The sequence below is a fragment of the Candidatus Nealsonbacteria bacterium genome (assembly GCA_019923605.1).
Classification (GTDB): domain Bacteria; phylum Patescibacteriota; class Minisyncoccia; order Minisyncoccales; family CSSED10-335; genus JAHXGM01.
Map to the genome: position 1 here is coordinate 17,847 of JAHXGM010000001.1, position 13,847 is coordinate 31,693.

Annotated in this window: 17 protein-coding genes; 16 read left to right on the forward strand and 1 reads right to left on the reverse strand. The window is 34.4% G+C overall.

Annotated features, from left to right (window positions below; all coding sequences use genetic code 11):
* Positions 1 to 49 precede the first annotated feature (49 nt).
* Genes galT through rpsI form a run of 13 tightly spaced genes read left to right on the forward strand, consistent with a single transcriptional unit; the run spans position 50 to position 9,059 of the window.
* Positions 50 to 1,081, forward strand: coding sequence for a galactose-1-phosphate uridylyltransferase (gene galT / locus KY054_00160; protein ID MBZ1356177.1), 1,032 nt, complete (start codon positions 50 to 52; stop codon positions 1,079 to 1,081).
* A 7-nt stretch (positions 1,082 to 1,088) separates the two neighbouring features.
* The gene (gene tpiA, locus KY054_00165) at positions 1,089 to 1,790 is read left to right on the forward strand and encodes a triose-phosphate isomerase (GenBank protein ID MBZ1356178.1); all 702 of its coding nucleotides are present in this window, start codon (positions 1,089 to 1,091) and stop codon (positions 1,788 to 1,790) included.
* 54 nt (positions 1,791 to 1,844) lie between these two features.
* A complete protein-coding gene (locus KY054_00170) occupies positions 1,845 to 3,701 on the forward strand; it encodes an alanine--tRNA ligase (GenBank protein MBZ1356179.1) in 1,857 nt (618 codons plus the stop codon).
* Between the two features lie 5 nt (positions 3,702 to 3,706).
* Positions 3,707 to 4,951 carry a hypothetical protein gene (locus KY054_00175; GenBank protein ID MBZ1356180.1) on the forward strand — a complete coding sequence of 415 codons (1,245 nt, stop codon included), beginning with the start codon at positions 3,707 to 3,709 and terminating at the stop codon, positions 4,949 to 4,951.
* Positions 4,952 to 4,997: 46 nt separating this feature from the next.
* The gene (gene infA, locus KY054_00180) at positions 4,998 to 5,222 is read left to right on the forward strand and encodes a translation initiation factor IF-1 (GenBank protein MBZ1356181.1); all 225 of its coding nucleotides are present in this window, start codon (positions 4,998 to 5,000) and stop codon (positions 5,220 to 5,222) included.
* 23 nt (positions 5,223 to 5,245) lie between these two features.
* A complete protein-coding gene (rpmJ, locus tag KY054_00185; GenBank protein MBZ1356182.1) occupies positions 5,246 to 5,359 on the forward strand; it encodes a 50S ribosomal protein L36 in 114 nt (37 codons plus the stop codon).
* A 2-nt stretch (positions 5,360 to 5,361) separates the two neighbouring features.
* Positions 5,362 to 5,751: a 30S ribosomal protein S13 gene (gene rpsM, locus KY054_00190; GenBank protein MBZ1356183.1), complete on the forward strand. Its 390-nt coding sequence runs from the start codon at positions 5,362 to 5,364 to the stop codon at positions 5,749 to 5,751.
* Between the two features lie 8 nt (positions 5,752 to 5,759).
* Positions 5,760 to 6,209, forward strand: coding sequence for a 30S ribosomal protein S11 (gene rpsK / locus KY054_00195; protein ID MBZ1356184.1), 450 nt, complete (start codon positions 5,760 to 5,762; stop codon positions 6,207 to 6,209).
* Between the two features lie 8 nt (positions 6,210 to 6,217).
* Positions 6,218 to 6,847, forward strand: coding sequence for a 30S ribosomal protein S4 (gene rpsD, locus KY054_00200; GenBank protein MBZ1356185.1), 630 nt, complete (start codon positions 6,218 to 6,220; stop codon positions 6,845 to 6,847).
* Between the two features lie 29 nt (positions 6,848 to 6,876).
* Entirely contained in the window at positions 6,877 to 7,812 is a 936-nt protein-coding gene (locus KY054_00205) for a DNA-directed RNA polymerase subunit alpha (GenBank protein ID MBZ1356186.1), read from the forward strand.
* A 1-nt stretch (position 7,813) separates the two neighbouring features.
* The gene (rplQ, locus tag KY054_00210) at positions 7,814 to 8,164 is read left to right on the forward strand and encodes a 50S ribosomal protein L17 (protein ID MBZ1356187.1); all 351 of its coding nucleotides are present in this window, start codon (positions 7,814 to 7,816) and stop codon (positions 8,162 to 8,164) included.
* 4 nt (positions 8,165 to 8,168) lie between these two features.
* Positions 8,169 to 8,516 (forward strand): 50S ribosomal protein L13, encoded by a 348-nt coding sequence (rplM, locus tag KY054_00215; protein ID MBZ1356188.1) that lies wholly within the window; start codon positions 8,169 to 8,171, stop codon positions 8,514 to 8,516.
* 3 nt (positions 8,517 to 8,519) lie between these two features.
* On the forward strand, positions 8,520 to 9,059 hold the full coding sequence (rpsI, locus tag KY054_00220) for a 30S ribosomal protein S9 (GenBank protein MBZ1356189.1): 540 nt from the start codon (positions 8,520 to 8,522) through the stop codon (positions 9,057 to 9,059).
* Positions 9,060 to 9,100: 41 nt separating this feature from the next.
* On the opposite strand, the gene KY054_00225 is transcribed toward rpsI, so the two are convergent.
* Complete coding sequence (locus KY054_00225; GenBank protein ID MBZ1356190.1) at positions 9,101 to 10,438, reverse strand: hypothetical protein; 1,338 nt, start codon at positions 10,436 to 10,438, stop codon at positions 9,101 to 9,103.
* Between the two features lie 80 nt (positions 10,439 to 10,518).
* Here KY054_00225 and KY054_00230 point away from each other — a divergent pair, with 80 nt between their 5' ends.
* The 3 genes from KY054_00230 to KY054_00240 are packed head-to-tail and all read left to right on the forward strand — an operon-like array spanning position 10,519 to position 13,844.
* Complete coding sequence (locus tag KY054_00230) at positions 10,519 to 11,874, forward strand: UDP-N-acetylglucosamine 1-carboxyvinyltransferase (protein ID MBZ1356191.1); 1,356 nt, start codon at positions 10,519 to 10,521, stop codon at positions 11,872 to 11,874.
* A gap of 43 nt (positions 11,875 to 11,917) precedes the next feature.
* Positions 11,918 to 12,925 (forward strand): rod shape-determining protein, encoded by a 1,008-nt coding sequence (locus tag KY054_00235; GenBank protein MBZ1356192.1) that lies wholly within the window; start codon positions 11,918 to 11,920, stop codon positions 12,923 to 12,925.
* A gap of 4 nt (positions 12,926 to 12,929) precedes the next feature.
* Entirely contained in the window at positions 12,930 to 13,844 is a 915-nt protein-coding gene (locus KY054_00240) for a DNA polymerase III subunit (protein ID MBZ1356193.1), read from the forward strand.
* Positions 13,845 to 13,847: the final 3 nt, after the last annotated feature.

Sequence of the window (13,847 nt, forward strand, 5' to 3'; positions counted from 1 at the left end):
ACCTTCAAGTATTTAAATAAGATGGTATTATCTAAAAGGTTTTTATAAAATGAAAAATAAAAAAAACGAAAAATTCCCCTCAGAGCTTAGACTGGATAAAACTTCAAAGGATTGGGTTGTTATCGCTACTGGTCGAGCCAAGAGACCGGAGATGTTTAAGAAGGAGCGTCGGAAAGGAAAAAAAGTACCGAAAGGAGAATGTCCTTTTTGTAATCTTTCAGAGCAGGAGTCACCAGTTCTTGCTTATTCAAAGGGCAAGAAAATGGATAAAAATAACCCAAAAGGCTGGACCACTATATCAATACCAAACAAATATCCTGCTTTTGTTCCGTCAAAAACTTTAAATAGGAAAGAAGAAAATGGTTTTTTTGAAACCATGAATGCCGTTGGTTTCCATGAAGTTATTGTTACATCAGACCATGAAAAATCATTAGCCCTTTTACCAAAAGAGCATGTTAAAGAGGTAATTGATGTTTATGTAGATAGATACAGGAATTTAATTAAGAAGAAATTAATCAATTACGTTGCTATATTTCATAATCATGGAGCTGAAGCCGGAGCATCAATATATCATCCACACTCTCAATTAATCGCTCTTCCTCTTATTGACCCTGATCTTAAAGATGCTCTTGCTAGAGCTAGGAAGTATAAAAAAACTAAAGATTGTATTTATTGTAGATTAAATGAGTGGGAGCTAAAAAAGGGAGAGAGGATTGTTTACCAAAACGAAGACTTTATTGCAGTTTGTCCTTTTGCTTCAAAAGCTGCCTTTCAGGTAATCATTTCTCCTAAAAAACATTTGGCTTTTTTTGAAAAGATTACTGAGTGCGAAAAAACCAATCTTGCAGATGTATTTAAGGTTGTTTTGGCGAAGCTTCATAAAGGACTAGGAGATCCGGCCTATAATTTTTATCTTCATTCGGCTCCATCAGATGGCAGCGATCACTCTTACTATCATTGGCATTGGACTATTTTGCCTAAAACTTCAATCTGGGCCGGATTTGAATTGGGCGTTGGTATAGAGATATCAACTATTGAACCAGAAAAAGCAACGGAATATCTAAGAAGCCAAGAAATTTGATTTTAATATGAGGAAAATAATCATTGCCAATTGGAAGATGAATCCTTCAACATTGGATCAATCGTTAAAATTGGCCAAATCTATAGGATTTGATTCAAGGGTGGTTATTTGTCCACCTTTTCCTTATTTAAATCAGCTTAAAAATCTTGGTGTCTCAATTGGAGCACAAGACTCTTTCTGGGAAAGAGAAGGAGCTTTTACGGGAGAAGTTTCTCCAGTTATGCTGAAAAAAATTGGATGCAAATATATTATTATTGGTCATTCTGAGAGGAGATGGGTATTGAGCGAAACTAATGATATAATTAACAAGAAGATAAAAGCCTGTTTAGCGGAGGGCCTCAAAGTTATTTTTTGCATAGGAGAGAAAGAGGAGGAGAGGAAGAGGGGTAAAGAGTTTGATGTTTTAAAGAGTCAAATAAAAGAAGGACTGAAAGGAATTTTGATAGATGATTACTCAAAGATTGTTATTGCTTACGAACCAGTTTGGGCAATTGGAACTGGAAATGCTTGTAGTCCAGACGAAGCGGAAGAGATGAGAGTTTTCATTAAGAAGATGTTTGGGGATTTAGCTGTTTTATACGGTGGGAGCGTAAATGCATTAAATGCCGGTGACTATATTGATAAAGCTTCTTTTGACGGTCTTTTGATAGGGGGAGCATCTCTAAAGACAGTAGAATTTAAAAGTATTCTGAAGAAAATTAAGCTTTAATCAGATTGATTTTAAATTTGACTGGTTAATTTATAATTAGTACTATTAAGGGCAATGAAATCACTTGATATAAGAAATAAATTCATTGAATTTTATAAAGAAAGAGGTCATAAGCTAATACCTTCTGCTTCTTTGATACCGGAAAACGACCCGACCTTACTTTTTGTTAATTCGGGCATGTTTCCCTTGGTTCCTTATCTTTTAGGAGAAGATCATCCTAAAGGAAAAAGGCTTGTTAATTTTCAAAGATCATTTAGAACGGATGACATTGAAGAAGTGGGGGATAACCGTCATACTACTTTCTTTGAAATGCTTGGAAACTGGTCATTGGGTGATTATTTTAAAGAAGAACAACTTAATTGGTGGTTTGAGTTTTTAGTTGAAACTATTGGTTTAGATCCTAAAAAGATATATCAAACCGTCTATCTCGGTGATGGCAATATCCCTAAGGATGATGAATCTATTTCAATACTAAAAAATATATATAATAAGTACGGTATCAAAGCAGAAGAAGGTCCGGAGACTTTGAGTAAAGGTGATTTGGGTCCCGGGGTGGAAATTGATTTTGATGAGCACAGAATATTTGCATACAGAGATAAAAATTGGTGGCAAAGGGGCGATGCTCTAGGCGAACTTGGTGGCCCAGATTCAGAAACTTTCTATGATACAGGTAAAGATCATAATTTAAAATTTGGAGAACATTGTCATATAAACTGCGACTGCGGCAGATTTTTAGAAGTAGGAAATTCAGTTTTTATGCAATATCAAAAAACTGAAGATGGGTGGGCTGAATTGAAGAATAAAAATGTTGATTTTGGTGGGGGATTAGAAAGACTTGTTATGGTAACTAGTGGTGTTGATAATATTTTTGAAACCGATGTTTTTCTTCCAATTATTTCTGCGATTGAAGATCTTTCAGGAAAAAAATATCGTGATAATTTTAAAGAATTTGAAATTATAGCTGATCACATTAAAGCAGCCACCTTTATTATGGGAGATGAAAGGGGGGTCGCTCCTTCTAATAAGCAACAAGGATACTTTGTTAGACGTTTAATAAGAAGGGCGATAAGGTATGGAAAACAAATAGGAATAAATTCTGATGGTTGGTTGAAAAATCTTTCAGTTAAAGTTATAGAAATAAACAAGGATATATATCCTGAATTAGAAAATAATTCATCGTTTATTCTGGAAGAAATTGAAAAGGAAGAAAATAGATTTCAGAGTAGTTTAGTTAAGGGGTTGAGAGAATTTGAAAAGATTGGCGGTGAAAAAGTTATTTCTGGAGAAAACGCTTTTAACCTTTATCAAACATACGGATTCCCCATAGAGATGATATTTGAACTAGCTAATGAGAGAGGGCAGGAGCTTGATATTTCTAGTTTCCAGGATCAGCTTAAAAGACATAAGGAGCTTTCTCAAGTTACTTCGGCAGGAATGTTTAAGGGAGGTCTTGCAGATTCGGGAGAGAAGACAACGAAATTCCACACTGCCACTCATTTACTTTTGAAGTCTTTAAGGGAAGTTTTGGGAGAAGAAGTAGCTCAAAAGGGTAGTAATATAACTTCAGAGCGATTACGTTTTGATTTCTCTTATTCTAGAAAATTAACTGAACAAGAAATAAAGGAAGTGGAAGATATGGTTAATAACAAGATAGAGGATGATTTTGAGGTGACAAAGGAAGAAATGAATTTAGAGGAAGCTTTAAGCTCTGGGGCGCTTGCTTTCTTTGGGGAAAAGTATCCAGATAGAGTAAAAGTTTATACAATTAAAGACGAAGCTGGTAATATTTTCAGTAAGGAAATTTGTCAGGGTCCTCATATTTCAAGAACTTCAGAAATTGGACAATTTAAGATAATTAAAGAAGAATCGTCTTCGTCGGGAATAAGAAGAATAAAAGCAATAATTAAATAAAAGGCATGGCAAAAAAAATATACGATATTTTCCCACCACACATTAAGATTGACGATAGGCTTAATATTAAACAAAAAAAAGAAAAGCCTAGTCGGAATCTTAATATCAGAAAAATCGGAATTATTTTCGGATCATCCTTGTTGTTATTGTTCCTTGGATACACATTCTTCTTGCGAGTTGATATTATAATTTCTCCAAAAACAGAAGAAGTCAGTTTTAGCGGGAGAATAGAGATAAAAACAGATGCATTGCAGGTTGATTATCTTTCCAGAATAATTCCTGGCAAATTAATTGAAGTTGAGAAGGAAAAATCTAAGACTTTTTCTTCTACGGGATATGATACTGAAGAGAAAAGTGCAGAGGGGGTGTTACGAGTCTACAATAACCACTCTTCTTTGCCTCAAATATTAGTGGCTGAAACTAGATTTGTTTCTTCTGATGGTAAGTTGTTTAGGTCTTTGGAAAGAATTTCTGTTCCCGGAAGAACTCAATTGGGGGCTGGCCATATAGATGTCCGAGTTCGAGCTGCAGAGCCTGGTGAAGATTATAATATAGATCGCACGGTTAAATTTTCTATACCCGGATTGCAAGGAACCCCAATGTTCACTTCTGTTTATGCGGAAAACCTTAATCCAATTACTGGAGGATTTATTGGTAGGCTCCCTAAGATAACTCAAGAAGATGTAGATGGAGCTCGCTCAATTTTAATTTCAGATATTTTAGCTGAAGTAAAAAATAATATAGCTAACAACTCTCAAAATCTTGTATTAATAGATACTCTTATTGCTGAAGATATGTTGCAAGAAACAATAAGTCCTGGCGTAGGAGAAAACTATGAATCGTTTAATTATAGTATTAAAATTAAAGCAAAAGCACTTGCCTATGATGCGTCTGATTTAGAAGATTTAATAAATGAGTTTTTACTGGAACAAGTTCCTGATCGCGACCTTACAGGGGAGCTTCTTTTTTCAGAGAAAAAGATATGGAATAATCCGGAATTATCTTATGATGTCATATCTATAAGTGAAGCGGGGGCGATTATTTTTGTTGAAACTTCCGGAATTGCTTACCCTGAAATTGAGAAAATGGCTTTCAAAAGAGAGGTGAGTGGAAAGAGTTTAGAGGAGATAAGAATGATACTTTCTGATAATCCAAGAATATTAACATTCAGCGTAAACGTCCGTCCTTCGTGGATCAAAAATGCTCCAAGTATTGATAAAATAAACCTAAGGATCCAAATCAATAATTAGTTTCTTGACTAAACTAAAAGTTTCTGGTATCTTTAGTAATCATTAAATGAATACAAAAAAAGAAGCTCTACAAAAGACTGGAATAGTGGTGGAATCGTTGCCAAATGCTCATTTCAAGATAAAATTAGATGATGAAGAAAGGGAAGTTATTGGTCATCTTGCTGGAAAAATGAGAATGCATCGGATAAGGGTATTGCCAGGCGATAAAGTAACATTAGAGATGAGTGCTCCAACTGATACTAGAGGGAGGATTGTGTATAGAAAGAAGTAATTATATCTTATTTAATATATAAAATGAAAGTCCGTTCTTCAGTTAAGCAAATTTGTAAAGACTGTAAAGTTGTCCGACGAAAAGGCCGGGTTTACGTGATTTGTATTATTAAAAAACATAAGCAAAGACAAGGATAAATATGCCAAGAATCGCAGGTGTTAACATTCCCGAAAACAAAAGAATACTTATATCTCTAACCTATATCTATGGGCTTGGTTCGGTTGTAACTAAGAATATATTAGATGAGATCAAGATTGATGGTAATAGAAAAGCATCAGATCTTACTCAAGATGAGATTAAGAAGTTGAAAGATTTGATTGAAAAGAAATATAGAGTGGAGGGGGACCTAAGAAGAGACATAATGATGAATATTAAAAGGTTAAGAGAGGTTGGATCTTATAGAGGATCTCGACACATTAAAAAATTACCTGCAAGAGGTCAACGAACTAAGACCAATAGCCGAACTATTAGAGGAAATGTAAGAAGAACCGTGGGCTCCGGAAAAAAAGGTGCTCCAGCTCCTAAATAAATTGTAATATGGGCAAAAAACGAATTGCAGAAAAAACTAAAGAAGAATTACAGGCTGAGCGCGAGCAGTTAGACAAGGTAATGAAAACGGACGCCAAGGGTAAATCAAAGGGTATAAGAGAGGGAAGAGTTTATATTTCCTGTTCTTATAACAATACTTTACTTACTCTTGCCGATGGTCAAGGCAATGTTCTTGGCTGGGCGAGTTCTGGTAATATCGGATTTAAAGGTAGCAAAAAAGCAACACCTTTCGCAGCCTCTAAAGTAGCTGATGTTATTTCTCAGAAAGCTCAAAAGATTGGAATCGAAAAAATATCAATATTTATTAAAGGAATAGGTGGCGGAAGGGATTCTTCTATCAGGTCATTAGCTGCACGAGGATTTGATATCATTTCAATAAAAGATGTCACTCCGATCCCTCACAATGGATGTAGACCGCCTAAAGCAAGAAGAGTATAGTAAAAAATATGACAACAGAACAATGTAAAATTTGCAGAAGACAGGGAATTAAACTTTTTTTAAAAGGAGAGCGTTGCTACGGACAAAAATGCGGTATTGTTAAAAGAAATTATCCACCTGGAATAAGATCTAAGAGAAGAGGAAAAAAGATCTCCGAATACGGAAGGGCTTTGATGGAGAAGCAAAAAATGAGACATTGGTATAATTTAAGTGAGTCTCAATTCTCTAAATATGTAAAAAATATTCTTGATAAGAAAGAAAGATCTGAGGGAGCAGGGGACTTGCTAGTCAAAAGAATAGAGAGTCGTTTAGATAATATTATTTTCAGACTAGGATTTACCTTATCACATCGTGATGCAAGACAAATGGTTAATCATGGACATTTTATGGTTAACGGACGAAAGGTAGACATCCCTTCTTATGAAGTTAAGAAAGGAGATGAAATAGAGGTTAAAGCCGGATCAAAGAAAAAGAAGGAGTTTGAAGATATTAAAGCATCTCTTAAGAATTTTACTCCTCCAGTATGGCTTTCTCTTGATAAAGAAGGAATGAAGGTAAAAGTCCTTAGTCTTCCTACTGAAGAAGAAGCTAATGTTCCAGTTGAGACAACTGTTGTATTTGAATTTTATTCTAAATAAGAATTAATTAATTTAATCATAATTTATCTATGATATCCTTACCTTCCAAACCAAAGGTTACGCAAAAAAAAGAAAATACAGCTGTTTTTGAAATTGAAGGATTGTATCCTGGTTTTGGGGTTACAATAGGAAGTAGCTTAAGGAGGGTTCTTTTCTCATCTCTTGAAGGAGCAGCTGTAACTCAGATAAAGATAGAGGGAGTTCAACATGAATTTTCTACTCTCCCTGGAGTCTTAGAAGACGTTATAACCATCATTTTAAACATTAAACAGCTTAGATTTAAAGTTCATGGAGACGAGCCTCAAAAGGCATTTTTGAAGGTTACAGGAGATAAAGAGGTCAAGGGTTCTGATATAGAATTGCCCACACAAGTTGAATTGGCTAGTAAAGACATTCATATTGCCACATTAACTGACAAGAAAGCTAGTTTAAACATTAAATTCCAGATTGAGAAAGGATTGGGATATGTTACCGCAGAACAAGACAAAAGAGAGAAGCTTGAAGTAGGTGAAATATCAATAGATGCAATTTTCACTCCTATTAAAGGTGTTAATTTCAGAGTTGAAAATATGAGAATGGGAAAAAGAACTGACTTTAACAGACTTTTCCTTGAAATTGAAACAGACGGAACTATTACTCCAGAAAAAGCATTTCATGAAGCTTCAGAAATATTAGTTAAGCACTTTTCTTCGTTTCTAGAAACAGAAAAAGAAGAAGTCCTTGAAAAAGAAGAAGTCCTTAAGAAAGAAGAGAAAATAAAGGAGGATGACCCTACGAAAATGAAGATAGAAGATTTGGGAATTAACCCAAGGGTTTTAAATGTTTTAATAAAGAATAATATCAAGACCGTTGGAGGCCTTTTGCGAAAGAACGAAGAGTCGCTTGTATCTCTTGAAGGAATGGGGTCAAAAGGAGTAGAGGACATTAAAAAGATCCTTAAAAAACTCGGTCTTGAATTAAAGTAATATGCGCAAATTAAAAAAAGGAAGAATACTTTCAAGAAAAAGAGATCAACGAAGAGCTCTTTTAAAGTCATTGGGCAGAGCTCTTGTTTTGAATGAACAGATTAAAACGACTGAGGTAAAAGCCAAAGAAGTAGCTGTATTTGTAGAGAAGCAAATTACCAAAGCTAAGAAGGGAGACCTTCATTCAAGAAGACTTTTGATTAGATTTTTCTCTGAAGACGTAGCTAAGAAAATGATTGAAGACCTTGCTCTAAGATACAAGGATAGGCAAGGAGGATATACAAGGATAATTAAGATTGGACCCAGAGCCAGTGATAGCGCCAAGATGGCTTTTATAGAATTGGTAAAATAAAATTATGGAACGCAATACTCACACAATAGATGCAAAAGATCAAACTTTAGGCAGACTTGCAACCAAGGTATCTTTATTACTAAGGGGAAAACAAAAACCTGATTTTGCCCCACATAAAGATGGGGGCGATTTCGTTGTAATTGAAAATGCAGACAAGATAAAGGTTACGGGCAAGAAATATGAGCAAAAGAAATATTATCGCCACAGTGGTTATTTGGGTGGACTAAAGGAACAGCCTTATTCAAAAGTTTTTATTAAAAATCCGGGAGAGGTATTAAAGAAAGCTGTTTGGGGCATGCTTCCAAAGAATAAATTACGAGCCCAAATAATTAAAAGGTTAAAAGTAAAATAAACTATGGCTAAAGAAGAGACAATTAAAAAAGAAAAGAAAAAAAAGGCTGAAAAGAAACCTGTGGTCAAGAAAAAACCTGCGGTTAAAAAAAAGGTTGTAGCTGATCCTGTAGCCGAAGAACCAGAAATTGAAGTTATTGTTGATGATAAAAAAGATCGATACTTTGAAGCTGTTGGAAGAAGAAAAACTGCTATTGCCAGAGTAAGACTTTATACCAAAGGAAAAAAGGATATTACAATTAATGACAAGCCATACGATAAGTATTTCCCAACTAACGAGCTTCAAGAAGATTCAATGTCTGCCCTGAAGAAAATGAAGTGTTTTGATAAGTTCACCGTTGTTGTAAAAGTTAAAGGAGGCGGATTAAGTGCTCAATCAGAAGCGGTAAGACACGGAACTTCCAGAGCCCTAGTCCTTTTTAACGAAGAATTTAGAAAGAGATTAAGAAGAGTGGGATATCTAACAAGGGATCCAAGAGCAAGAGAGAGGAAGAAATTCGGACTTAAGAGAGCAAGAAGAGCTCCTCAATGGAAGAAGAGATAATATTAAAGAGAATTAAAAACCCGGTATAACCGGGTTTTTTGTTATGGTATCAATCTTTTAGAAACAAGAAGGTCAGAACCCCTTAATAGATAAACTTTTTTGTCATTAAAGTTGAAGTATATTTTAGAGTTTTCTATTACATCCAAGTTAACTAGGTTTATATGATCCCTGTCATCAATTTCAATAATCCTTATTTCTGAATCTATATTAAATATTAGATAGTGAGATGTATACCAGTAGATATCATTTATTTCACCCGAAAATCTTGTTAGGAAAACATTATCTCCACGATTTCTTTGAGGTTGATCAATCACTTCTGTTAAAAAGAGCACTCGGATCTCATGGTTATTGTAATTTAATATTTTCCCCCCATCAGGAGATAGTATTGGGTCAAAAGGGGACTCAAAAACTTCTACGAATTCTTGATTATCAAGAAGATAGAAAGTTTCATTTTCTCTTATCATTACTTCAGGACCTAAGAAGTATATTTTATAGTTATTGTTTTCATCAACAACTAGTGGGATTCTGTTTATTTGCCTATAATCTTCTTCTATGCCAATGTTAATGAATCCATCGGGAGACATCCAGACAATACTATCGCCCCATAGATTATAAGTAATTACTTCTTCTAGTATAAGTTCAATTTCTAGTGTAACAAGATCATAAAAGAAAATATTATTTTCATTTAAAAATATTATCTTTCGATCATTTTGAGGGTGCATGATTAGATTTTTTGCTGCTTGGGGAACATTAATTAGGGATGGTTCGATGGATTGAGTGATATCAATTAAGTAATATCCCTTGTCTGTATGTAATATTAATTTATTCCAGCGTTGAGAGAAGTTGAAGTCAATAATTTCAATATCTTCATTAGCAGAGAATATGGTTCTTTCCTGGCCTGTTCTTATATCATAGATATTGAGATTGTTTCCAATCTTCAATATCAGTGAGTTCTTCTCTGGTAAGGGAAAGAAATTATTAACATCACTTTTGAGAGTAATAAATTCTGGATTTTCTGGAACTAAGGTTATATTTTTTATATCAGTTACAAAGCCTTCCCTTATTTCAAGTGATTTTCTCCATGAATGATAACCATTTTTTTTAACCTCAATATTATAGCGATTGGGTAGTAAATTTTTAATAAATGCTGTTCCAAAGAAAAAATCAGTTGTTTTTTGAATTATTTTATTATTAGCTGGAGAAATGTTAATTTCTGAACTTTTAGGAGATATTCTGAAATAAAAACCTCCTGTTTGCACGATTTTTCTTTCTTGGAAATCAAAGCGATATCCTTGAGAATAGAAAATAGCAATTGGTCCGATAATTAGAAAAGTTAATAGGAGAGCAAGAAAGAGAATGAATCGTTGTTTTTTAGTCATATGGTGTATTTTATATCATTTTTTCGTGCTTGCCAACTTATTAGTTATAAGCTAGTATTAATTTAAAATAATAACAATTTATGTCTGACAAATTTATAATAGAAGGTGGAAATCAGTTGCATGGACAAATAGATGTAAAGGGGTCAAAGAACGCAGCAACACCAATCATTGCAGCCACACTTTTAACTAAAGAACCATGCATTTTGAGCAACATCCCTTTAATAGAGGATGTCTTAAATATGATCAATCTTGTCCAAAGTTTGGGAGCAAAAGTAACTTGGCTAGATGAAAGGAAAGTTAAAATAGAAGCAAAAGATATAGATCCTAGTAAGATAGATAGGAAGCTAGTTTCTAGGATGAGATCTTCCATTTTAGTCTTGGGGCCATTATTGGCTAGATGTGGATATATTGAATTAAATCATCCAGGCGGATGTGTCATTGGAACTAGGTCAGTGAAGACTCATTTAGATGCTTTTGAAGATCTGGGAGCAAAAGTAGAGGTTATTCAAGTTGGATCTTCTTTTGACCATCCTTATACTGAACCCACCAAATATTCTGAAAAAACAAATCTCTATTCTCTAAAGATTGATAATGATGACGTTGATGGTGGTGACATAGTATTAGACGAATTTTCTGTTACCGGTACTGAAAATATACTTATGGCTTGTGCACTATTTCCAAAGAAGCATGTTATTAAAATCGCTGCTTCTGAACCCCATGTTCAAGAACTGGTCATGTTTTTAAAGAAGATGGGAGTAAATATTGAAGGTGGTGGGACTAGTACTATTGAAATTTCAGGAAAGAAGAAGTTATCTGGAGTAGATCACTTTATATCTTATGATTCAGTTGAGGCTGGAACCTATATCCTTATGGCATCTGCGGTCGGTGGAGAAGTAGAAGTAGGCAATGTCCCGGTTGAATACATGGATCTCTTTTTTAAGAAATTGAGAGATTTTGGCGCTAATATTGAGATATTAAAAAACGAATCAGTTTTGGTAAAAACTCCTAAGAATTTAAGAATAGACAAGATACAAGCTCTTCCTTATCCGGGAATACCAACTGACCTTCAATCAGTTTTTGGAGTTCTTTCTACTCAAGCTCAAGGCCTAACATTGATTCACGACCCCTTATATGATGGTCGGTTAAAATATTTAGAAGAATTAAATAAAATGGGAGCAGAGATAATTATCTGCGATCCTCATAGGGCAGTTATTAATGGACCCACTGAATTATATGGAACAGAACTTGGGCCATTAGATTTAAGAAGTGGCGCTGCCTTAATAATCGCTGGTCTTTTAGCTAAGGGAAGTACGGTAATAAGAAATGCTTCCCAAGTAGATAGGGGTTATGAGAAAATTGAGGAAAGACTTCAGAAAATAGGAGCTAACGTTAAAAGAATTAGTCCTGCCCTGGTCGAAGTTAGTGATAAAAAATAATCATAGGGCTTTCTTATCTTTTTAAGAAAGTCATTGAAAAAAAGTGTGGACAAAAAAAATAGGAATTGATTTAGGAACTTGTAACTCATTAGTTTTTATTCCCGGAAAGGGAGTAGTAATGGAAGAGCCATCAGTGGTGGCAGTTTCTGTTACGGAAAACAGAGTTTTAGCTGTGGGCAAAGAAGCCAAAGAAATGATAGGCAGAACTCCCGATGCTATTAAAGTCTATCGACCACTAAGAGATGGAGTAATAGCTGAATACAGGATTACTGAAGTTATGATACGTTATTTCATACAAAAAAATACTAGATATTTTAAATTTTTAAAACCAGAATTGGTTGTTGGTGTTCCAGCTGGGATAACTTCTACTGAAAAAAGAGCCGTCATTGAAGCAGGAATCTTAGCTGGGGCTAAGGCTGTTTATTTAGCCAAAGAACCAATTTTGGCAGCAATCGGAGCAGGGATACCAATTAATTCATGTTCTGGTCATATGATAATTGATATTGGTGGTGGTACTTCTGAAGTAGCAGTTATATCTCTGGGAGGAGTTGTAACATTTGAATCATTAAGAACTGCGGGCGATAAGATTGACAATGCGATTATTGATTATGTTAAGCGAAAATATAAGCTAGCAATTGGATTACAAACAGCGGAAGATATAAAAATAAAAATTGGGACTGCTATTCCAGAGAAGAATGAAATGACTATGGATATTAGAGGGAGGGATTTGGTTTTGGGATTGCCAAGAAATATTACCATTAGTTCCAATGAAGTTGCTGAAGCGATCTTTGGACCTTTAAGTGAAATAGTAACTACGGTGAGACAAGTTTTAAGAGAAACTCCTCCGGAGCTTTCTGCTGATGTAATGGATAAAGGTATGATTATTTCAGGTGGCGGTGCGCTTTTAAGGAATATAGATGTTTTAATTTCTCAAAGCACCGGAGTCCCTTGCTTTATTGCCGAAAATCCATTAGTTTGTGTGGCCAAAGGAACCGGTTCAATTTTAGATAATCTTGATCTTTATAAAAGAAGTATAATGAGTAAGAAATAAGCTTATGATTATCGGACACAAAAAGCAAAGGGATTTATTTACTAAAATGATAGCTAACAATCGAATACCTCACGCTTTATTATTTTCTGGCTATGAAAAAATAGGGAAAAGATCGATAGCTATTAATTTAGCCAAGAGCTTGATTTGTGAGAACGTGAATGGTCCTTGTATGAATTGTAATGCATGCTTATTATCCGAGAAGGGAGTCCATCCCGATCTTATTATCGTTTCATCATTGAAGAAAGAGATTATAATAGACCAGATCAGAGAACTTTCTCGCCAACTATCATTTAAGCCGTATTCATCTTCAGTCAAAGTTGCGATAATAGATGATGCTCACTTAATGAATCAGCAGGCACAAAATTCTCTTTTAAAATTATTAGAAGAGCCCGGAGATAGTTCGGTTATTATATTAGTTTCTGATCATCCCGAAATTCTTCTACCAACTATTAGGTCAAGGGTTCAGATAGTTAAATTTTTTCCAGTTGATAAGAATGAGATAAGGTCACACCTTAAGTCCGCCAATTGTCAGGAAGATTTAATAGAAGGAATAGTTTCATTTTCTTTTGGGAAGCCAGGTGTTGCTTTAGACTTATTGTTTGATCCCGGTAAAATAGAAGTAAGGAGAAAAAAAGTTAATGAATTGATTAACATTATATCACCAGAATCACGGTTTCATTTGAGATTCGATTACGTTAAAAAAATATCTGAAGACCCCGAGCTAGTAGGAATATTAAATATATGGTTAAGTTATTTTAGAGCATTATTCTTAGAAAAAATAAAAGGAAACAAAAAGGTAGTTTATAGTGTTGATAGGCTTAGAAATATTTTACTAGAAATAGAAGAATCAATTTATTTACTTTCCAAGACTAATGTAAATAATAAAATGGTTTTAGAAAATTTAATAATGGAATTATAAAAT